The sequence below is a fragment of the Gordonia hankookensis genome, assembly GCF_014673215.1.
GTDB lineage: Bacteria > Actinomycetota > Actinomycetes > Mycobacteriales > Mycobacteriaceae > Gordonia > Gordonia hankookensis.
The window spans coordinates 243,286-263,150 of sequence record NZ_JACWMS010000003.1; the positions used below are offsets into that span (position 1 = coordinate 243,286).

A 19,865-nucleotide genomic window follows, 5' to 3' on the forward strand; every position below is an offset into this window, starting at 1 on the left:
CGATGCCCCCGAGGGGTTTTGCGGGTACGTAGCCGACGTCAGTGGGCGTGACCGTGACCGCCGGCCGGGGCCTCCTCGGGCCGGTCGGTGATCGCGGTCTCGGTGGTCAACACCATCCGCGCGACGGATGCCGCGTTCACCACGGCCGATCGCGTCACCTTCACGGGATCGATGATTCCCTCGGCGAGCAGATCACCGTAGGTGAGCGTGGCTGCGTTGAAGCCGAGGCCCTGATCGGACTCGGTCACCTTCGCGACCACGACGGCACCGTCGACGCCCGCGTTGCCGGCGATCCAATAGAGCGGGGCACGGGCCGCGTCACGCACGACGCGCACCCCCAGCGCCTCGTCCTCGGGCAGGTCCGCCGCCAGCGCGTCGAGCACCGACGCCGCCTGCACGATTGCGGAGCCGCCACCGATGACGATGCCCTCCTCGACCGCGGCCTTGGCCGCTGCCACCGCATCCTCCACGCGATGCTTGCGCTCCTTGAGCGCGGTCTCGGTGGCAGCGCCCACGCGGATCACGGCCACGCCACCGGCGAGCTTGGCCAGGCGCTCGGCCAGCTTCTCGCGGTCCCAGTCGGAATCGCTCTGCTCGATCTCACGACGGAGCTGCTCGGCACGCTTGGCGATGTCGTCCTTGGTGCCTGCGCCCTCGACCAGGGTCGTCGTGTCCTTGCTCACGACCACACGGCGGACCGAACCGAGTGCGTCGAGTCCCGTCTCGGCGAGGGACATGCCGATGTCGGAGGAAATCACCGTCGCGCCGGTGACGACCGCCAGGTCCTCCAGGAACGCCTTCCGACGATCCCCGAAGAACGGGGCCTTGACCGCAACGGCCTTGATGGTCTTGCGGATGGAGTTCACGACGAGTGTCGAGAGAGGCTCGCCCTCGACGTCCTCGGCGATGATCAGCACCGACTTGCCTTCAGAGGCGATCTTCTCCAGCAGCGGCAAGAAGTCCGGCAGCGAGCTGATCTTGTCGCGGTAGAGGAGCACCAACGCGTCCTCCAGCACGGCCTCCTGGCTGTCCGCATCCGTGACGAAGTACGGCGACAGGAAGCCCTTGTCGAACTGGACGCCCTCGGTGATGTCGAGGTCGGTCTCCAGACCGGAGCCCTCCTCGACGGTGACGACGCCGTCGCCACCCACCCGGGTCATCGCCTTGCCGACCATCACGCCGACCTCCTCGTCACGTGACGAGACGGTCGCGACCTGGCCGATGGCCTTCTCACCGTCGACCGGGGTCGCCACCCGGAGCAGTTCGGCGCTGATCGCGTCCGCGGCCTTGCCGATCCCGGCGCCGAGCGCGATCGGGTTGGCACCTGCGGCGACGTTGCGCAGGCCGGCCGAGACCATCGCCTGTGCGAGCACGGTCGCGGTGGTGGTGCCGTCGCCTGCCACGTCGTTGGTCTTGGTGGCGACCGACTTCACGAGCTGGGCACCGAGGTTCTCGAAGGCATCCTCGAGGTCGATGTCCCGGGCGATGGTGACGCCGTCGTTGGTGACGCTCGGTCCGCCGAACGCCTTGGCCAGCACCACATGCCGGCCGCGGGGGCCGAGGGTGACCTTCACCGTGTCGGCCAGTTGGTTGATACCGCGCTCGAGCGCGCGGCGCGCTACATCATCGAATTCGATCTGTTTGGACATGGGTCTCTTTCAGAGTGCGGGACAGCTTGGAGAATCAGCACCGCCCCGGCGCCCGACGAGGGCTCCGGGGCGGTGGACACGCGGTGTGATTCGCGGGTCTTACTTGCCGATGACGGCCAGCACGTCGCGCGCCGAGAGGATCAGGTACTCCTCGCCGGCGTACTTGATCTCGGTGCCTCCGTACTTGCTGTAGATGACGGTGTCACCTTCCTTGACGTCGACCGGGACGCGGTTGCCCTGCTCGGTAACCCGGCCCTCGCCGACGGCGATGACTGTGCCTTCCTGCGGCTTCTCCTTGGCGGTGTCCGGGATGACCAGACCGGACGCGGTGGTCGTCTCTGCCTCCACGGCCTGCACCAGGATCTTGTCCTCAAGCGGCTTGATGTTCACGCTCGCCACGATGTGAGTCCTCAACTTTCGTACTGAGTGAGTTCGAACGGTGGTTCGGATGTTCATGGCGCTGGACAAAGCCCCGTCGTCGCGGGTGCCGAGGCTTCACGCAGTGCCGACTAGCACTCTATACACGAGAGTGCCAGCACTCAAGGGCGGAGGCTGCAAAATCAGTCGGCCCCGCCCGCGAGCGGGTTCTCGAGCGCCGGCACCGGGTCCGGTAGCACCTGCGTACGGCTCTTCAGCGACCATGTCGCCATCGCGATCGCACTGGCGAGTCCGACGATCGACATGCCCGCGACCACCCAGATCGCCGTCGACATCCCGCCCAGGAGCTCACCGGGACCAGACGGTTCGTCAGAGCTCGTGAGGATCGCGGTGACCACCGCCATCATCACCGCCCCGCCCACCTGGACACTGGTGTTGACCAACCCCGAGGCGAGTCCCTGCTCCGCGTCGTCGACACCAGCGGTGCCCTGAGAGGTGACCGACGGGAACGTGACCGCGAAACCGATGCCGAGCAGGATGATCGTCGGCAGCAGGAAGTCGGCGTAGGCCATCCCCGGCTCCACTCGTGCGAACCACAGGTAGCCGCCGAGGAACGCCGCGAATCCGCCGACCAGCAACCACGGCGTCGCCACCCGATCCAGGACGCGGTCCATCCGGATCGAGCTGGCCGCGACGATCAGACCGGCAGGTAGAAAGCCGAGCGCCATCGAGAGCGGCGACCACCCCAGCGAATCCTGGAGGTACAGCGTGACGACGAACTGGAACGCGACATACGAGCCGAACATCAGGGCCGCCGAGATGTTGGCGTGCACGAGCAGCGGCGACCGCAGTAGTCCGAGGCGCACGAGCGGATGCCGGTGCCGGCGTTCCACCAGGACGAACGCGACGGCGAGGAGCCCGGAAACGACAAGGGTTCCGATGGTGATCGCCGAGGCCCAGCCGACCTCGGGGGCACGCACCACCCCGAAGACGAGGAGCAGGAGCGCGCCCGTGCTCGTGAACGCACCGACGACGTCGAACTGTGCCCATCGGAACCGTGAGGCGCCGATCTTCGGGATCACCCGGTGGCCCGCGAACAGCAGCAGCAGCGCGACCGGCCCGGGGAAGATCAATGTTGCGCGCCAGGAGAGTTCGGTCAGCAGGCCACCGAACACCAGGCCGAGCGAGAACCCGCTGGCCCCGCAGACGGTGTAGATCGAGAGGGCCCGATTGCGCGCGGGCCCCTCCGCGAATGTGGTGGTGATGATCGACAGGCCCGCCGGCACGGTGAACGCCGCGGCCACCCCCTTGACGAATCGGAGCGCGACGATCAGGGCGTCGATGTCGACGAGCGCGCTGACCACCGAGGCCACCCCGAACACGCCGAGAGCGATGAGGAACACGCGCCGCCTGCCGATCAGATCGCTGGTCCGCCCGCCGAGCAGGAGCAGACCTCCATAGCCGAGGACGTAGCCGCTGACGATCCACTGCAGTTGGGACTGCCCCATACCGAGGTCGGCACCGATGGACGGCAGTGCGACACCGACCATCGAGATGTCGAGGCCGTCCAGGAAGAGCGCCCCGGCCAGGACCACCAGCAACAGCCAGGTGCGCGAGCCCCACCCGGAGGCGTTGGTGATGCGGGTTGCGGGGTCGGTCGATGCCGGCGGCGCTGTGGACGGATCGGTGGCGCGTTGAGTGATGACGAGATCGTGTGTCTGGGTCATGAGCGTCAACTCTATGCTTATGCATGTAATGCACCTACATCTAATTCCTAGGAATATTTTGTGTGCGCATTACATGTACGTGCATGTGGTAAGGTGTTCGGCATGACCGAGGGAACCGATCAGGATGCGCTGGCCGCGGCCTGGCATGACCTGTCAGTTCGCTATCACCGGGTCTCCTGCGCTCTCGACCGTGAACTGCAGGCCAATCACAAGATCTCCGCCAGTGAGTTCGAGGTACTCGAATTGCTCTGGGCAGCAGATGAACACAGCCTGCGGATGAGCGAGCTCGCCGAGCACGTCCATCTCAGCCAGAGCGCTCTGTCACGCGTGGTCGCGCGCCTGGAGAAGGACGGGCTCGCGAGCAGGACGATGTGTGAGTCGGACCGGCGGTCGGTGTTCGCCCAGCTCACCGAGAGCGGTGAGGACCGCTACCGACGTGCGCGTCCGACGCAGCGTGCGGTACTCGCCGACCACTCACTGGGCTGCCGCGAGCTGTTGCAGCGTCAGAGCTGACTGACCTGCACCGACATCCCCGGGTCGGTGGCAACGGTCAGCGGGGACGGCTGGGCTCCCCCGGCGATGACATGCGCACCCAGCGTCGCGATCATCACTCCGTTGTCGGTGCAGAGGCGAGGCCGGGGCACTCGCAGGGTGATGCCCGCCGCCTCGCACCTTTCCTGCGCCAGCGATCGAATGCGTGAGTTCGCGGTGGCACCACCGCCGAGCACCAGGGTGTCGACGTCGAGGTCCGTGCAGGCACGCAACGCCTTCATCGTCAGGACGTCGGCAACCGCCTCCTGGAACGACGCGGCGACATCGGCGATCGGCACCTCGACGCCGTCGCGATCGCATTTCTCGACATGGCGTGCGACCGCGGTCTTGAGACCACTGAACGAGAAGTCGTAGCGCGCGTCACGAGGTCCGGTCATCCCGCGCGGGAACGCGACCGCACTCGGATCACCCTCGGCTGCAGCACGATCCAGTGCCGGACCGCCCGGGAATCCGAGATCGAGAAGGCGCGCCACCTTGTCGAAGGCCTCCCCCGCCGCGTCGTCGACCGTGGTACCGAGTTCGGTGATCGGCGACGCCAGGTCCGTCACGTGCAGCAGGTGGGTGTGGCCACCGGAGACCAGGAGGGCGACGCACTCCGGCATCGGCCCGTGCTCCAGCGTGTCGACCGCGACATGACCGCCCAGGTGATTCATGGCGAAGAGCGGGACGTCCCAGGCCAATGCGTAGGCCTTCGCGGCCGCGACGCCGACCAGCAGTGCGCCGGCCAGACCCGGGCCGATCGTCACCGCGATCGCGTCGGGGCGGTCGATTCCGGCAACTTCCCGGGCACGCTGCATGGTCGGCACGATCGCCTCGAGGTGTGCTCGTGACGCGATCTCGGGGACCACGCCCCCGAACCGGGCATGCTCGTCGACACTGGACGCGACCTCGTCGGCGAGCAGTGCCGCGGTACCCTTCCCGCCGTCGCCGACGCCGTCCGGATCCCACCGGACGATGCCGACACCGGTCTCGTCACACGAGCTCTCGATTCCCATCACGATCATGGGTGAGTCCCTGACTCCGGCGTCACGGACTCCGCCGTGGCCGGTCGGATCATCGTGTACGCGTCGGCACCCGACGGTTGATAGTAGTTGCGGCGGATGCCCGACCGGACGAACCCGTGTCGCGCGTAGAGGTCGATCGCGGTGGAGTTGTCGGTGCGTACCTCGAGGAAAACCGGTGCGCCACAGTCGTCGGCGACGTCGAGCATCGCCACCAGCAATGCGCGTCCGTAACCCCGGCCACGATGCGACGGCGCGACGGCGATCGTGTGGATCTCGCATTCGAACGAGCCCGCCGACCCCAGCGTCGACACCCCCGCGTAGCCGACGACGTCTCCGCCGGGCCGTTCGCGGGCCGCGAAGTACTTGTTGTACGGGGCATTGAGCTCGGCACGGAAGGCCGTTGCGGGCCAGGGCGAATCGTCGGCGAACATCTCCTTCTCCAGCGAGGCACAGCGGGGAATGTCCGCGTAGTCGAGGTCGTCGATCAGCAGCTCCGACGTCGTCACCGTGTCACCTCCGTGTTCTGTCCTGCTGCGAGCCGACGGCCCTTGGCCTCCTTGGCATCAGGGCGCCGGAGATAGAGCGGCACCAGTGGTTCCGGATGCGTTCCGGTACGCAGGTCGTCGGACGCGGCGGCCACGAGACCGGCCACCGACGGTACCGTCGCGGTCCCGACAGCGCGGCCGAAGAGCTCGGCGTGCGCGGGCGATCCGGCCACGAGATCGATGTGCGTCGAGGCGAGGTCGTCGACAAGCCGGGCCGGTGCGACGACCTCCGGCCCACTCACCCGTCTCCCGTCGACGTACCGGGCCCAGTAGACCTCCCGACGTCGGGCATCGGTGACCACGAGCACCGAGCCGTCGCCCGCCCCGTCCATGAGCTCCTGTCCGGCGACCGCGTCCAGTGAACACACGCCGTGCGCGGGCAACCCCAACGCGTCGGCGAAGGCCGCCCCGGTCGCCATCCCCACCCGCAATCCGGTGAACGGGCCCGGCCCGCAGCCGACGACCACTGCGGCGAGATCGGCGCGCGCGACGCCCGATTCCGACAGGACCTCGGCGATGAGTGTGGTGAGCACCTCGGCATGTCGGCGCCCGTCCGACACGACACGCTCGGCCACCACCTCGGGCGCACCACTTTCGTCGGGGCTCAGGCGCGCGACGCCGGTCACCACCGAGTCGGTCGCGGTGTCGATGGCCAATACCCACATCAGTGATCCACCCATTCCCACTCGGCGCGACGGACATCCGATTCGGGCTCCCGTCGCAGGCGTACCCGCAGGTGCCGATCGGCGAGACGCTCGGCGACTCCTTCACCCCACTCCACCACGATCACCGCCCCCGTCAGGTCGGAATCGAGGTCCAGCGCATCGAGTTCGTCGAGGCCGCCGAGCCGGTAGGCGTCGACGTGGATCATGCCGGGCAGTCCAGGCCGCGACGGCCGATGCTCACGCGCGATGATGAACGTCGGCGACGACACCCTGCCGAGAATCTGCAGCCCGGCGCCGATCCCCCGGGCCATCGCCGTCTTGCCCGCACCCAGCGGGCCGTCGAGGATCACCAGGTCCCCGGCCCGCAGGGTGGCGGCCAGTTCGCGTCCCAGATCTTCGGTGTCGGCGACCTCCACCAACGTTCGCGCGCCAGGCGCACCTGCCTCCACGGGTTCGCTCACCCTGACACCCTCCTTCGCCACCACCGGCGACGGCGCGGCTGCGGCGTCGCCGTCCGCGCACGATCCACCAGCTCGACGATCGCCTGGGTCACCACATCCGGCCTCTCCATCTGCACCATGTGACCCGCCCCCTCGACCACGACGAGTCGCGAGTCCTCTCTGAGTTCCCCGTACATCCGCATCGATCTGGGCAGCGGCGTCAGTCGATCCGCGTTGCCGCACACCACCACCGACGGCACGCGGGCGAGGACCGGCAGTGCCATGGATTCGTCGTGGTCCTCCAGGGCGTGCAGGAAGTTCACGATGGTCTCGATGGGCGTGTTCTGGATCATCTTCTCGACGGCACGCCCCGCGTTCGGGCTGTAGAAGTCGGGACCGAAGCTCGCCGCGACCAGTACCGGTTCCAACACCTGACGGGTGATCCCCCGGCCGGCCCGGACCAGAGCGGGGACATGACGGACCGACAGCCGGAACGCGTCGAGCAACGGGTTCGACAGTCCTTCGCCGAGGCCGGCCTCGGTCAGACCGCGCGAGGCCGTCGCCACCAGGGCGACGCCACTGGCCCGGCCATCGGGGGCGAAGAGTGCCGGGTCGCGCCGAGCGAGCCCCATCAACGCCATCCCGCCCATCGAATGACCCACCAGGACAAGGGGTCCGGTCGGAGCGGCGGCGCGGATCACTGCGCCGATGTCGTCGCCGAGCCGGGTGATGGTGCAGGTCTCGGCCGGCGCCGGACCACTCCGCCCGTGACCGCGATGATCGAAGAACACCATCCGGATGGATCGGTCGGCCCAGCGCTGCGCCAACTCGTAACGCTGGAAATGCCAACTCGCCATCCGCAGGCTGAACCCGTGGACGAAGATCACGGTCAGCTCCGGGTCGATCTCATCCGGATCGGCTCCCGCCGGGCCGGTGATCACGGTGCGGACCGCGAGATCGATCCCGTCGTCGGTGGTGACGGTGCTCGCGGTGTCGTCATAGATCGTGGTGAAGTCCACGCCCGCAAACGGATCCGTCCGATTCGCGGTCCGGCGACGTGCCACGTTGCGGGCGACCCCGCCGGCAGCGACAGCCCCGAGCGCGGCGACACCGGTGACCCCGGCCATCCAGCCGATCCGCTCCGAGTCATCCACGGGCGCCCCCGACGTACTCCCGTATTGCCCGGCGACCGATTCCCGAGACGATCTCGTAGTCGATGGTTCCGATGGTGTCAGCCCAGTCCTTGGCGGTCGGCCCGCCGTCGCGACCGGTGCCGAACAGCTCCGCCCGGTCGCCCTCGGCCACGCCTCCCCCGTCCGGACCTAGGTCGACGACCATCTGATCCATACAGATCCGGCCGACGCCGGGGAACGATCGTCCGTTGATCCGGACCGCGAACTTGCCCGAGAGCAGCCTCGGCACGCCGTCGGCGTAGCCGGCAGGCAGGATCGCGATGGTCGTGTCGGTGGGCGCGATCCAGGTATGTCCGTAGGAGACCCCCTCTCCCGCAGAGAGTTTCTTGACCAGCGAGACCTGGGCGGTCAACGTCATCGCGGGAATCAGACCGAAGTCACCGCGCTCGGGCACCGGGGTCCGCCCGTAGAGGGCGATCCCGGGCCGGACCAGATCGCGCGCGAGGTCTGGACGTGTCAGTGCGGCAGGAGAATTGGCGATGTGCATCACCTCGGGTCCGGCACCGAGCCTGCGCAGGTCGTCGGCGGCGACGTCGAGACGGTGTGCCTGTTCGGAATTCAGCGGATGGTCGGGCTCGTCACCACGCGCGAGGTGGCACATGATCGCCCTGACCGATACAGCACCGTCGGCCTTCGCCTTTGCCAGCGATTCGGCGAAGTCGGCCCACTCGTCGACCGCGATCCCGCTGCGGTTGAGCCCGGTGTCAACCTTGACCGTCACCGTGGCCGTGGTGGACCGGGCCGCCGCCGCGGCGACGACCGCGGCCAGCTGACGCGACGACGACACGGCGATGTCGATGTCGTGGGCGATCGCCGCGCCGAAATCCGTGGCGGGAGTGTGGAGCCACGCCGTGATGTGAGCGCTGATCCCGCCGGCTCGCAGCGCGACCGCCTCGTCGACGTGCGCCACCCCCAGTTCGGCGGCGCCTGCGGCCAGCGCCGTCCGCGCGACGGGCAGGACGCCATGCCCGTAGGCATCGGCCTTCACCACCGCGAGGACATCGGCGCGCGCGGCATCGCGCACCACGCCGACATTGTGGGCGATCGCGTCGAGATCGATGGTCGCGGCCAGAGCAGGTGAGGTCATCGCGTCCATTGTCCCAGATCGGCATGAGTGCCCTGCACGTGCGCGCGGCCACCGATATGTCCGGGATCACTACCGATGCAGTGCCGTCTGAGGACCACACTCACCCGATCGCAGAGGCCTCACGGATCGCCCGCACCGCCGGTCGGACCGCGCCAAGGAGGGCAGACGCCCCGATCGGCGCGCTTCGGGCGGCCAGATCGGCTGCGTGCCCGTGTACCCGTGCCGCGGCGGCCCCTGCCAGAGACGGGGTGAGCCCGGACGCCATCAGGGCGCCGGCGATTCCCGAGAGCACGTCACCCGCCCCGGCCGTGGCCGCCCACGAGGAACCGGCGTCGTTGCCGAGCACATCACCCGATGGGTCCGCGACGAGCGTGATCCGCCCCTTGAGAAGCACCGTGACCTGCCACTTCGCCGCCAGCCCTGCGGCTGCCTGCAATCGGTCGGCGCCGACGTCGTCGCCCGCCAGGCGCGCGTATTCGCCCGCGTGCGGCGTCAGCAGCGTCGGGGCCCGACGGTCCGCCACGAGCTCCGGATGCGCCGCGACCAGAGTGAGACCGTCGGCATCGACGAGCACCGGTAGATCGGTTTCGAGCACCGTGCGGAGCACGGCCAGTGCGTCGTCGTCGGTTCCCATGCCGGGGCCCACCACCCACGCCTGCACCCGCCCCGCATCGTCGAGCGTCCTGGCCGCGACCACCTCCGGGTAATGCGAGACCACCTCGTCGGCGGCCGTTCCGACATAGCGGGTCATGCCCGACGTCGCGCTCACCGCCGCACCCGTCGCCAGGATCGCCGCTCCCGGGTACCGCGCCGACCCGGCGATCACCCCGACCACGCCCTGGCTGTACTTGTCGTCATCGGGTCCGGGAACCGGCCACAGCCCCGCGACGTCATCGTCAGCGAGTACCGAGAGCCGGGGCGCTGGACCATCGGACGGCCCGAACCGGTCGATGCCGATGTCGATCACCTCGACCCGACCGCACTGCGGCGCCGCCAGGAGGTGGGCATTTCGGGGAGCGCCGAACGTGACGGTGATGGTGGCCTGCACGGCCGGGTCGTGGACCTCGCCGGTGTCGGCGTCGACTCCGGACGGGAGGTCGACGGCCACGATCGCCGGTCCGCCGGACTCGGCGCGTTCCAGACGGGCGAACTGATCGGCGGCCGCCGACCGCAACGGTCCACGGCCTCCGATCCCGACGACCCCGTCGATCACCAGGTCGAGTCCGGACGGGAGGGTCTCGGCGATGCGGCCGCCCGCACGACAGAACGCCGCGAGACCGCCGGGGTGGGCTCTGTCCGGGTTCAGCAGCACCGCCGTACACGCCACACCGCGGTGCGCGAGCACGGCCAGCGCATAGAGCGCGTCGCCACCGTTGTCACCCGCCCCGATCACTCCTCCGACGCGACGCCCGTAACAGCCGCCCGTCGCCCGGAGCTCGCCGATCACCACCTGCGCCACGCCGGACGAGGCGCGCCGCATGAGTGCGCCGCCGGTCAGCAGATCCCCGGTCGCCCGTTCCGCCTGCCGGACGGCGTCGGCGGTGAGGTAGCGGATCGGCATCGGTCGGGAACTACTCGACGGTGACCGACTTGGCCAGGTTTCGCGGCTTGTCCACGTCGTAGCCACGCGTCTGCGCGACGGTGGCGGCGAAGACCTGCAGCGGGATGGTCGACACCAGCGGCTGCAGGAGGGTCGGTGTCTTCGGGATGGGGATCAGGTGGTCGGCGACGCTCGCGGCGGACAGGTCGTCCTCCTCGGCGATCACGATCGTGCGGGCTCCGCGTGCCTGGATCTCGCGGATGTTGCTCACCATCTTGGAATGCAGCAGCGCCCGGCCATCCGCAGACGGCATCACGATGATCACCGGCAGGCCGTCTTCGATCAGTGCGATCGGACCGTGCTTCAGTTCGCCCGCCGCGAATCCCTCCGCGTGCATGTAGGCGAGTTCCTTGAGTTTGAGTGCCCCTTCGAGCGCCACCGGATATCCGACGTGCCTGCCGATGAAGAGCACCGTGTTGTGGTGCGCGAGTGACCGTGCCAGATCCTGGACCGGCTCCATGGTCGTGAGGACTTCCTCGACGGCCTTCGACATCAGCTCCAGCGCGGCGAACTCGCGCGCGACCTCGTCGGCGTACTTGGTGCCACGGGCCTGGGCAAGGGCGAGTCCGACCAGGTACGCGGCGACGATCTGCGCGAGGAAGCACTTCGTCGATGCGACGCCGATCTCGGGGCCGGCGTGGGTGTAGAGCACGGCGTCGGACTCCCGTGGGATCTGCGCGCCGTTGGTGTTGCAGATGGCCAGTACCCGGGCCTTCTGGTCCTTGGCGTGGCGGACCGCTTCCAGCGTGTCGGCCGTCTCCCCGGACTGTGAGATCGCGACGACCAGCGTCGAACGGTCCAGCACCGGGTCCCGGTAGCGGAACTCACTCGCGAGCTCGACCTCCACCGGGAGCCGCGTCCAGTGCTCGATCGCGTATTTGGCCAGCAACCCGGCGTGATACGCGGTGCCGCAGGCGACGACGAACACCTTGTCGACGTCGCGGAGGTCGTCGTCGGTGAGGCGTTGTTCGTCGAGGACGATCCGACCGCCCTCGAGGTGGCCGAGGAGGGTGTCGGCGAGCGCGGCGGGCTGCTCGGCGATCTCCTTCAGCATGAAGAAGTCGTAGCCGCCCTTCTCGGCCGCGGCGAGGTCCCAGTCGATGTGAAAAGGCTTGCCCGCGCGCGGGTCTCCGTCGAAATCGGAGATCCGGTAATAGTCCGCGGTGATCACCACGACCTCGTCCTGCCCGAGCTCGACAGCATTTCGGGTGTGCTCGATGAACGCGGTCACATCCGAGCTCACGAACATCTCGCCGTCACCGACACCCACCACCAGCGGTGTGGATCGGCGTGCGGCCACGATGGTGTCGGGGTGATCGGAGTGCGTGAAGACCAGAGTGAAGGCGCCCTCGAGGCGACGCAGCGCGGCGTAGGCACTGGAGACGAAGTCCCCGGCGGTGGGGCCGTTCGCGTAGTAACTCTCGAGCAGATGCACCGCTGTCTCGGTGTCGGTGTCGGAGAGGAACTCGATCCCGGCATCCTCGAGTTCGGCCCGCAGGACCGCACAGTTCTCGATGATGCCGTTGTGGACCACGGCGATCTTGCCATCGCTGCTCAGATGCGGATGCGCATTGCGATCCGTGGGCTGGCCGTGCGTCGCCCACCGGGTGTGCCCCATCCCGGTGGTGCCCACCAGATTGTCCGGGCCGACCGTGGCGATCTGCTTGTCGAGGTTCTCGAGCCGACCGGCCTTCTTCTCGACCACGGTGTTGCCGTGCCCGTCGAGAATGGCCACCCCGGCCGAGTCATATCCGCGGTATTCCATCCGCCGAAGTGCCTCGACCACGATGTCCAGCGCATCGCGCCGACCGACGTATCCGACGATTCCACACATAGACAGTCAGCGTACCTGTGAAGTCAGCTCTTTCGGGTGCGCCGCTTACGCGGTTTGACCCCGAGCAGGTGTGACACCGGATCCACCGGCTGCACGGGTGGGTCGTCGAGATCGATCACTCCCAGTTTGCCCAGGCTGGAATCCGCGTCGGAGAACGCCCGGTACTCGGCGTCGCCTGCCACGGTGTGCAGCAGAAATCCCGTACACACTGCCCGGACGAGGCCGTGGACGGCACGGTCGGACCCGTTCATCCCGATCAGCGACTTGACCGTCCGACGCTCCAGCAGATCCCGCGCGTTCCCCTTCGGCACAGTGCGCAACGCCACATCGCCCGCGTAGGCCTGTGCCAGGGGCAGGGCGTTGGCCTCCACGGTGTCGAGTTCACCGGCGCCGGCCACGATCAGCCCGGGCGCGGTGACCAGGCCCGCGGCCGGCAACAACATCGACGTCGTCGGTGCCGGGAACAGTGCGGCGACGCCCGCCACCGCGGGTGCCCGCTGCCCCAGGATCGGTTGATCGGCAGCAGCCATGACGGCCGCAGCGGCGCCGAAACCATGGCCCACGAGTCCGATCCGATCCGGATCGACGGTCACCGCACCGGATCCGAGGGGGACCCGCGAGACGACTGCGAGGGCCGACCGCAGGTCGGCCGCCAACCCGACATCGGAGGCGAAGAAGCCGGTGTTGTCGTCCGGCGCGACGGTCACGAAACCCCAGGATGCGAAGTGATAGAGAAGATCCCGGTACCTGCGACTGTCGGCCATCCAGGTGTGCCCGACGGCTATGGCGGGCACCCTCCGCCCTGACTCCGGGGCGAACACCTGCCCGCGCATGCCGACGATCCCGAGATCGCCGCGCAGGACGCGGTGCGGCCCGCGACGCGACAACGGCGCCATCAGCTTGTCGGCGGATCGGGACGGCTTCGCGCCGCGTGTCGTCCGCTGAGATCTCGTCTGCCCTGGTTTCGCTGCCGGCACACCGACAGCCTATTCGTCCGAAGCCGATCGATGCGGACTGGCCTCGGCCACGTCGGCAGGTAACAGTATTCGCGGTGTGGCGGTATCGGCGATGTCTGCATCCATCTGCAGCTTCGCCCGCAGCCGTTCGTCGGGGGCGGCGTTCGCGGACCGGAAGTCGGCGAGATCCGACGCGAGACGCCGCTGGGTCGACGCGTACGCATGGGATGCCGCGACGACCTCCGCCGTCGCACGCCGTGCAACGGCCTCGATCTGATCTGCGAGATTCACGATCGGCTCGCTCTCATTCGTCGCCGGCCAGAGCCAGGTCGCCCGCCGACGGTGGCGGAGGCCCATGCGTCTGTGGACGGGGCGGGGCCGCGGCTCCCGGCTCGGGAGCACTGGTCATCGGGGCGAGGGCAGCGTCCTCGGCGGGTGGATTGGCGGATTCGGGCGCCTGAGGTTGCGGTGGATGGGCCGCGTGGTCCGGTGTGAGTTGCAGCGGGACGTCGGGACCAGGGCGCGACGGTACCGGCACGTTCTCACCTGCCGCCTCGCCACCAGCGGCTGCCTGCCCGGAAGTCGTATCCGCCTGCTCCGGTGTGGCCGTTGTCTCCTGCGCCGGTCGCTGCGCTTCGGTCGGGCGGCTTCCGGCCAACGGGTACGGTTCCACATCCATCCCCTCGGTGACGCGATCGAGATGCTCCAGGATCTCGTCGATGCCGGAGGCCGTGGCATGAGCCGTGGTGAAGTACAGCGCTGCCCGCGACGCGATGTCATCGATCACGACTGCGGCCGGGAGTCTTCCTGCCACGATCGCTCCCGGGACGGCGGCCAGTGGGACGCCGGCGACCAGGGGCGCCGCCAGTTGGGCGACGGTGAGATACCACGTGCGCAGCAGCTGATCGATCCCCGACGCCGCGGATCCGGTGGCCTCGGCGAGGGTCCGCAACACGTGCAGGTCTGCTTCGGCGCGCCGCTGGTGATCGACCACAGCCGCCACCGCCCGCGCGCCGGATTCGCTCACCCAGCCGCGTCCGAGCCGCACCTGCTGTTCGGGTAGTCGGTGCAGCTGTTCGGCGACGGCCCGGTGGGCCGCGTCGAGACGACGGCTGTCGGCGGCGAGACCCGCGACATCGAACGACCCGACCCTCCGGAACGGCCTGTGCACGTCGTCCTCACCTGCTGTCCGGGCTCCCAGCGTGGCCCCGAGCGCCAGCACGTCGACCAGATCCTCGATCCCGGAGACGGCCTGGTCACGCAGCGCCGCAAGCGAATCCCCCGTCACGCGGCACCGGATCCGTCGGAGCGGTGCCCGCCAACGGTGCGGGTCAGGCCGGTCGCATTGTCGGCATCGGCGGTATCGATCATCGCGATACCCCGTCCGAGGGCGTCGGCCAGTCGGTCGGCGGCATGCGCCTGGTCGGTGAGCCGTTCGGTGATGACGCGGCCCATCTCCCGATACCGCGCGCCCATCTCGCGGTACTCCTCGCCGAGCGCCCACCGACCGAGCTCGTGTCTCCGGATGTCATCGGCCGCCGAGCCGACGACGTCGGCGGCCCGACGATAGAACGCCACCACCTTCGAGACCTCGTCGACGTCGACGGACATCTGTGAATCGGCCATCGGTCCCCTTCTCCCGCCTCGCGAACACGCGTCGCATGAATCCGGTCACACGAACACGGTGTGGCGTCGAAGTTTAGACGCGCGACGCCCAGGGCCGGTTCCCGGCCGAGAGAGTCAGTTCGGGAGGACCACTCCGTGGCGCATGACGGCATCGACGAGCGCCGACGGGCGTTCGACTGCCGGTGCGTCCTGGACCAGCTCGAATGCACAGCCGAGGTGGCGAGCACCGCCGTCGGCCTCCTCGCTGTCGCCCACCATCAGCGCGTCGTATGGCGCCACGCCGAGCGGGTCGAGTGCCGCATGGAAGATCCGGGGGTTGGGTTTGATGGCACCCACCTCATAGGACAGGGCGTACTCGTCGACGAGGTCGGCGACTCCGTGCAGCGCGAGCACGGCGCGCAGGTCGAAGGCGATGTTGCTGACGACGCCGACAGGGATGCCGGCAGCACGCAGACCACGCAGCACCACTTCGGTGTCCGGGAAGATCTGCCACGAATGCGGGTCGAGAACCCTGGCGTAGAGCTGCTCGGCGTGGCCCGGCGCCGTCAGCCCCGACGCGCGCAACATCGCCAGATACGCGCGCCGATGCTGCTCCGGGTCGAGATCCCTTTGCTCCCAGGCAATCCGGTCGTCATCCTCGATCACCGTCGGCAAACCGACTGGTTGGGTCATCCGCCGGATCAGGACCGCCTGAGCATCCAGGTGCAGTGGGTGGCCGTCCTCGTCGTGCAGGTCGTCGAACCAGTCGTCACGTGCCTCGAACCGAAAAAGGGTGCCCGAGAAGTCGAACAGGACCGCCTTCGGAGTGCTCACGAGCCCGCTGCCTCGACCACGTCGGCGATACGACGCGCCACCGCGCGCGCGGTGTCGGCCGAACCTGCCTCGACCATCACACGCACGAGCTGCTCGGTTCCCGACGGACGCAACAGCACCCGGCCGTGGTCGCCGAGTTCGGCCTCCGCGTCGGCGACCGACTGCTTGACCGTCTGCGACTGGGCGACCGCGTGTTTGTCTGCGACCCGCACATTGATGAGTTCCTGTGGGAGGACCGTCATGATGCGTGCGAGGTCGGCGATGCGCTCCCCGGTCGCGGCCATCTGCTCCATCAGGAGCAGACCGGTCAGGATGCCGTCACCGGTGGTGCCGGAGCCGGGAACCACGATGTGCCCTGACTGCTCCCCGCCGAGCGAATAGCCGCCGCGACGCAACTCCTCGAGGACGTACCGGTCGCCGACAGCGGTCGTCCGCAGCGTGATCCCCGCCTCGCGCATCGCGATGTGCAGGCCGAGGTTGCTCATCACCGTCGTGACGAGGACGTTGTCGCGCAGGCGGTCCCGTGACCTCAGCGCGGTCGCGAGGATCGCCATGATGGCGTCCCCGTCCACGACCTGCCCTGTCGAGTCGACCGCGAGGCAGCGGTCGGCGTCACCGTCATGGGCCAAACCGAGATCCGCGCCGTGCTCGAGTACCGCTGCACGGAGCTTGTCCATGTGGGTGGATCCGCAGTCCTCGTTGATGTTGAGGCCGTCGGGCTCGGCATGGATCGCGATCACCTCGGCGCCCGCGTCCGCGTACGCCTGCGGCGCCAACTCGAAAGCGGCGCCATGGGCGCAGTCCACGACCACGGTGAGGCCGTCGAGGCGATTCCCGATCGCCGCGGCGAGGTGCGCACGATAGCGGTCGCCCGCATCGACCGCGTCCACCACACGGCCAACGGCCGCACCGATCGGACGGGCGAACTCCTCGGCCATCGTGGCCGCGATCCGGTCCTCGACCGCATCGTCGAGCTTGTGGCCGCCACCCGAGAAGAACTTGATCCCGTTGTCGGGCATGGGGTTGTGCGACGCCGAGATCATCACACCGAAGTCGGCCTGGTAATCGGCCGTCAGGAAGGCGACGGCCGGCGTTGGCACCACGCCGACGCGGATCGCATCGACGCCGGTGGCCGCGAGGCCCGCGCACACCGCGGCCTCGAGCATCTCGCCGGAAGCGCGCGGATCACGGCCGACCACCGCACGCGGACGCGCGTCGCGGACCGAATCGTGTCCGAAAACGACCGCGGCGGCCGAGGCCAGGCCCAACGCGAGCTCGGGAGTGAGCTCGTCGTTGGCCAGGCCCCGGACGCCGTCGGTTCCGAAAAGGCGTGCCAAGATCAGCGCTTGGAGTACTGCGACGCCTTGCGGGCCTTCTTCAGGCCGTACTTCTTGCGCTCCACCGCACGCGGGTCACGAGTGAGGAAGCCGGCCTTCTTCAGCGCCGGACGATCGTCCGGGGTGACCTCGATCAGCGCGCGGGCGATGCCCAGGCGCAGCGCACCGGCCTGGCCCGAGGGGCCGCCGCCGACGAGCTTGGCGAAGATGTCGAACGACTCGGTGCGCTCGACGGTGACGAGCGGAGCCTTGATCAGCTGCTGGTGCACCTTGTTGGGGAAGTACTCCTCCAGGGTGCGACCGTTGAGCTGGAACTGACCGGAGCCCGGCACGAGGCGCACGCGCACGACGGCCTCCTTGCGGCGGCCGACGGTCTGGATCGGACGATCGATGACGACCGGCTCACGGACCTCGCCGGCCTCGGCGACGACCTCGGTGTCGTAGTCATCCGATGCCTGCTCGACGACCTCGACGGCCTCCGCTACCTCGGCGCCGCCGTCAGCGGCGACCTGGATCTCCTCGTCGATCTCGACGGCCGGCTCGTTGATGTTCTCGTTGCTCACTGGGCCACCTGCTTGATCTCGAAGGGCACGGGCCGCTGAGCCTCGTGAGGATGGTTCGGGCCTGCGTAGACCTTCAGCTTGGACGCCATGGCGCGACCGAGCTTGGTGTGCGGCAGCATGCCCTTGATGGCCTTCTCGACCACGCGCTCAGGGTGGCTCTCGAGGAGCTCTGCGGTCGTCTGGACCTTGAGCCCACCCGGATGCCCGGAGTGGCGGTAGTTCAGCTTGCGCTCGGCCTTGTTGCTGGTCAGCGCGACCTTCTCGGCGTTGATGATGATGACGAAGTCACCACCATCGGCGTGGGGCGCATAGGTCGGCTTGTGCTTGCCGCGGAGCAGATTCGCGCTCTGCACGGCCAGCCGGCCGAGCACCACGTCGGTGGCGTCGATGACATGCCACGCGTGCGTGATGTCACCGGCCTTCGGGGTGTAGGTGGGCACAGTTGTCCTCAACTCTGTCGATGGGTGCTGGTCAGGTGCCATGACAGAGGGAACTCCCGGCGACCAGTGGGGACCCGGGCCTCGACTATCTCCTCCCGGTCACCCGGTGAGGAGATGTCACGCACCAGCGGTCCAGACTACGCGAAGGCGCTGATCAGGGTCAAAACGCGTCGCGATCACCGCGGGGCGATCCGCACCGATGACACGGCATGAGCGCATTCGGCCTCCACCGACTCCCCGGTCGTCCCCGCCTGGCACCCGACCGACACCTGCAGTCCGTGCTCGACGAGCACGTACCAGCGGATCGCGCTGCCCGACGCGGGCGCCTCGCGATAGCTGATCACCTCACGGCCCATGAACCTGGTGACGGCCGAGAACTCGGTCACCACATCGTCGCCACGCTGGCGGATCCGGTTTCCGAGACTGGTCGCCACCGATGCCAGGGTCGAGTCGGTCCGCACCTCGCTCTGGACCACCAGCATCCGCCTCCCGTCCGCTCGGTCGGCGAACACCGAGCGCGAGGGTCCGTCCGTGCCCCCGGCGTCAGGTCCTCGCCCCAGCTCGGTTCGCCGCCAGTCGGCGGGAATGTCGATGTCGGTACGCCCGAGTGTCACCGACTGCTCGGCGGGCGGACCCTCGCCACCGCGTTGGAGGAAGCCGACCACACCGGCCACCAACGCCACCGCGACTGCGGCCACCCCCGCGGCCACGATCCACCGGCCGGTTCGACCGCGCATCGGCCCCGTCGGATCCTGCGCGGGCCGTTCGCTCTGACCGATCGGCGGGTCGGCGCCCTCAGGTCGACCGCTCCGCCATCCGTAGCGTCGGATCAGATCCCGATCGACCGCCACCACCCGCCCGGCCAGCGCGTGCGTGGCGACGACATCGATCGCCCTGGCCACCTCCGCGGGCTCCGAACCGTCGACGAAGACCGCCTCCACCGAGTCGTCGACGATGGCCTCGGTCCGGGCGGCGACACCATCGGACTCCGGTTCGAGGACGTCCACGGCCTCGATCTCCCATCCGGCCGACGTGCGACGCAGTCGGGCGACGTCCCACCGCGCCTCCCTCGGCCTGGCCGGATCCACCGGCATACCAGGGAAATGCGTGGTCTCGACGACCGCGCACCGTTGCATCGTCCCGTCGGAGTGGCTCCGCGCGATCAGTACCGCCCGAGGGACGAGCGTGATCGCTGCGCCGAACTCCGCGGTCGCGCGGTCGAGTACCGACGAACGCACACGCCCCCAGGTGCTGGGATACCCGACCACCATCGGTAGCGGGCCATCGGGGCCCATATCAGGCAGGTGCAGATCTCGCAGTACGGCCTGCCACGCCTGGTGACCGTATCGGCGGGCACCCGCGACCATCACAGTCGGAGCATCGACTGCCTCCAGCAAATCGGTCACGTCCGCCGATCGCCCACCTGATACCGAGACCTGACCGAAGGCGAGGTCGA

The 19,865-nt window shown here is 68.8% G+C and carries 21 protein-coding genes; 1 reads left to right on the top strand and 20 read right to left on the bottom strand.

All coding sequences use genetic code 11. The annotated features are described in order from the left end of the window. Positions 1-38: 38 nt before the first annotated feature. From groL to IDF66_RS15595, 3 genes are all read right to left on the bottom strand, one after another. Entirely contained in the window at positions 39-1,649 is a 1,611-nt protein-coding gene (groL, locus tag IDF66_RS15585) for a chaperonin GroEL (RefSeq protein WP_164307027.1), read from the bottom strand. A 99-nt stretch (positions 1,650-1,748) separates the two neighbouring features. Then, positions 1,749-2,048 carry a co-chaperone GroES gene (groES, locus tag IDF66_RS15590; RefSeq protein ID WP_006334733.1) on the bottom strand — a complete coding sequence of 100 codons (300 nt, stop codon included), beginning with the start codon at positions 2,046-2,048 and terminating at the stop codon, positions 1,749-1,751. A 161-nt stretch (positions 2,049-2,209) separates the two neighbouring features. After that, positions 2,210-3,754, bottom strand: coding sequence for an MFS transporter (locus tag IDF66_RS15595; protein ID WP_190267653.1), 1,545 nt, complete (start codon positions 3,752-3,754; stop codon positions 2,210-2,212). A 102-nt stretch (positions 3,755-3,856) separates the two neighbouring features. Here IDF66_RS15595 and IDF66_RS15600 point away from each other — a divergent pair, with 102 nt between their 5' ends. Continuing rightward, positions 3,857-4,267, top strand: coding sequence for a MarR family winged helix-turn-helix transcriptional regulator (locus IDF66_RS15600; RefSeq protein WP_164307025.1), 411 nt, complete (start codon positions 3,857-3,859; stop codon positions 4,265-4,267). Here the strand turns inward: IDF66_RS15600 and tsaD are convergent. The 17 genes from tsaD to IDF66_RS15685 form a co-directional block, all read right to left on the bottom strand. Further along, positions 4,258-5,310, bottom strand: coding sequence for a tRNA (adenosine(37)-N6)-threonylcarbamoyltransferase complex transferase subunit TsaD (gene tsaD / locus IDF66_RS15605; protein ID WP_190267654.1), 1,053 nt, complete (start codon positions 5,308-5,310; stop codon positions 4,258-4,260). The two genes, IDF66_RS15600 and tsaD, sit on opposite strands and share 10 nt — an antisense overlap. After that, positions 5,307-5,816, bottom strand: coding sequence for a ribosomal protein S18-alanine N-acetyltransferase (gene rimI, locus IDF66_RS15610; RefSeq protein WP_190267655.1), 510 nt, complete (start codon positions 5,814-5,816; stop codon positions 5,307-5,309). Before rimI ends, tsaD begins: the two co-directional genes overlap by 4 nt. Beyond that, positions 5,813-6,520: a tRNA (adenosine(37)-N6)-threonylcarbamoyltransferase complex dimerization subunit type 1 TsaB gene (tsaB, locus tag IDF66_RS15615; RefSeq protein WP_190267656.1), complete on the bottom strand. Its 708-nt coding sequence runs from the start codon at positions 6,518-6,520 to the stop codon at positions 5,813-5,815. Before tsaB ends, rimI begins: the two co-directional genes overlap by 4 nt. After that, complete coding sequence (gene tsaE, locus IDF66_RS15620) at positions 6,520-6,981, bottom strand: tRNA (adenosine(37)-N6)-threonylcarbamoyltransferase complex ATPase subunit type 1 TsaE (protein ID WP_317628723.1); 462 nt, start codon at positions 6,979-6,981, stop codon at positions 6,520-6,522. The genes tsaB and tsaE overlap by 1 nt, the downstream gene beginning before the upstream one ends. Beyond that, complete coding sequence (locus tag IDF66_RS15625) at positions 6,978-8,087, bottom strand: alpha/beta fold hydrolase (RefSeq protein WP_190268029.1); 1,110 nt, start codon at positions 8,085-8,087, stop codon at positions 6,978-6,980. The genes tsaE and IDF66_RS15625 overlap by 4 nt, the downstream gene beginning before the upstream one ends. A gap of 19 nt (positions 8,088-8,106) precedes the next feature. Next, on the bottom strand, positions 8,107-9,240 hold the full coding sequence (gene alr / locus IDF66_RS15630; protein ID WP_190267657.1) for an alanine racemase: 1,134 nt from the start codon (positions 9,238-9,240) through the stop codon (positions 8,107-8,109). A gap of 100 nt (positions 9,241-9,340) precedes the next feature. Further along, the gene (locus IDF66_RS15635; protein WP_190267658.1) at positions 9,341-10,801 is read right to left on the bottom strand and encodes an NAD(P)H-hydrate dehydratase; all 1,461 of its coding nucleotides are present in this window, start codon (positions 10,799-10,801) and stop codon (positions 9,341-9,343) included. Between the two features lie 10 nt (positions 10,802-10,811). Beyond that, the gene (gene glmS / locus IDF66_RS15640; RefSeq protein ID WP_190267659.1) at positions 10,812-12,674 is read right to left on the bottom strand and encodes a glutamine--fructose-6-phosphate transaminase (isomerizing); all 1,863 of its coding nucleotides are present in this window, start codon (positions 12,672-12,674) and stop codon (positions 10,812-10,814) included. A 23-nt stretch (positions 12,675-12,697) separates the two neighbouring features. Beyond that, positions 12,698-13,570: a dienelactone hydrolase family protein gene (locus tag IDF66_RS15645; protein WP_190268030.1), complete on the bottom strand. Its 873-nt coding sequence runs from the start codon at positions 13,568-13,570 to the stop codon at positions 12,698-12,700. 90 nt (positions 13,571-13,660) lie between these two features. After that, positions 13,661-13,921, bottom strand: coding sequence for a hypothetical protein (locus IDF66_RS15650; protein ID WP_164307018.1), 261 nt, complete (start codon positions 13,919-13,921; stop codon positions 13,661-13,663). A gap of 13 nt (positions 13,922-13,934) precedes the next feature. Beyond that, complete coding sequence (locus tag IDF66_RS15655) at positions 13,935-14,918, bottom strand: hypothetical protein (RefSeq protein WP_190267660.1); 984 nt, start codon at positions 14,916-14,918, stop codon at positions 13,935-13,937. Next, a complete protein-coding gene (locus IDF66_RS15660; RefSeq protein ID WP_190267661.1) occupies positions 14,915-15,256 on the bottom strand; it encodes a hypothetical protein in 342 nt (113 codons plus the stop codon). The genes IDF66_RS15655 and IDF66_RS15660 overlap by 4 nt, the downstream gene beginning before the upstream one ends. Before the next feature lie 114 nt (positions 15,257-15,370). Beyond that, complete coding sequence (locus IDF66_RS15665; RefSeq protein ID WP_190267662.1) at positions 15,371-16,069, bottom strand: HAD family hydrolase; 699 nt, start codon at positions 16,067-16,069, stop codon at positions 15,371-15,373. After that, on the bottom strand, positions 16,066-17,406 hold the full coding sequence (gene glmM, locus IDF66_RS15670) for a phosphoglucosamine mutase (RefSeq protein ID WP_190267663.1): 1,341 nt from the start codon (positions 17,404-17,406) through the stop codon (positions 16,066-16,068). Before glmM ends, IDF66_RS15665 begins: the two co-directional genes overlap by 4 nt. Before the next feature lie 2 nt (positions 17,407-17,408). Further along, positions 17,409-17,969 (bottom strand): 30S ribosomal protein S9, encoded by a 561-nt coding sequence (gene rpsI, locus IDF66_RS15675; protein WP_164307013.1) that lies wholly within the window; start codon positions 17,967-17,969, stop codon positions 17,409-17,411. Further along, positions 17,966-18,409 (bottom strand): 50S ribosomal protein L13, encoded by a 444-nt coding sequence (rplM, locus tag IDF66_RS15680; RefSeq protein WP_164307012.1) that lies wholly within the window; start codon positions 18,407-18,409, stop codon positions 17,966-17,968. Before rplM ends, rpsI begins: the two co-directional genes overlap by 4 nt. Before the next feature lie 176 nt (positions 18,410-18,585). Then, positions 18,586-19,815 carry a type VII secretion-associated protein gene (locus tag IDF66_RS15685; protein ID WP_317628724.1) on the bottom strand — a complete coding sequence of 410 codons (1,230 nt, stop codon included), beginning with the start codon at positions 19,813-19,815 and terminating at the stop codon, positions 18,586-18,588. Positions 19,816-19,865 lie beyond the last annotated feature (50 nt).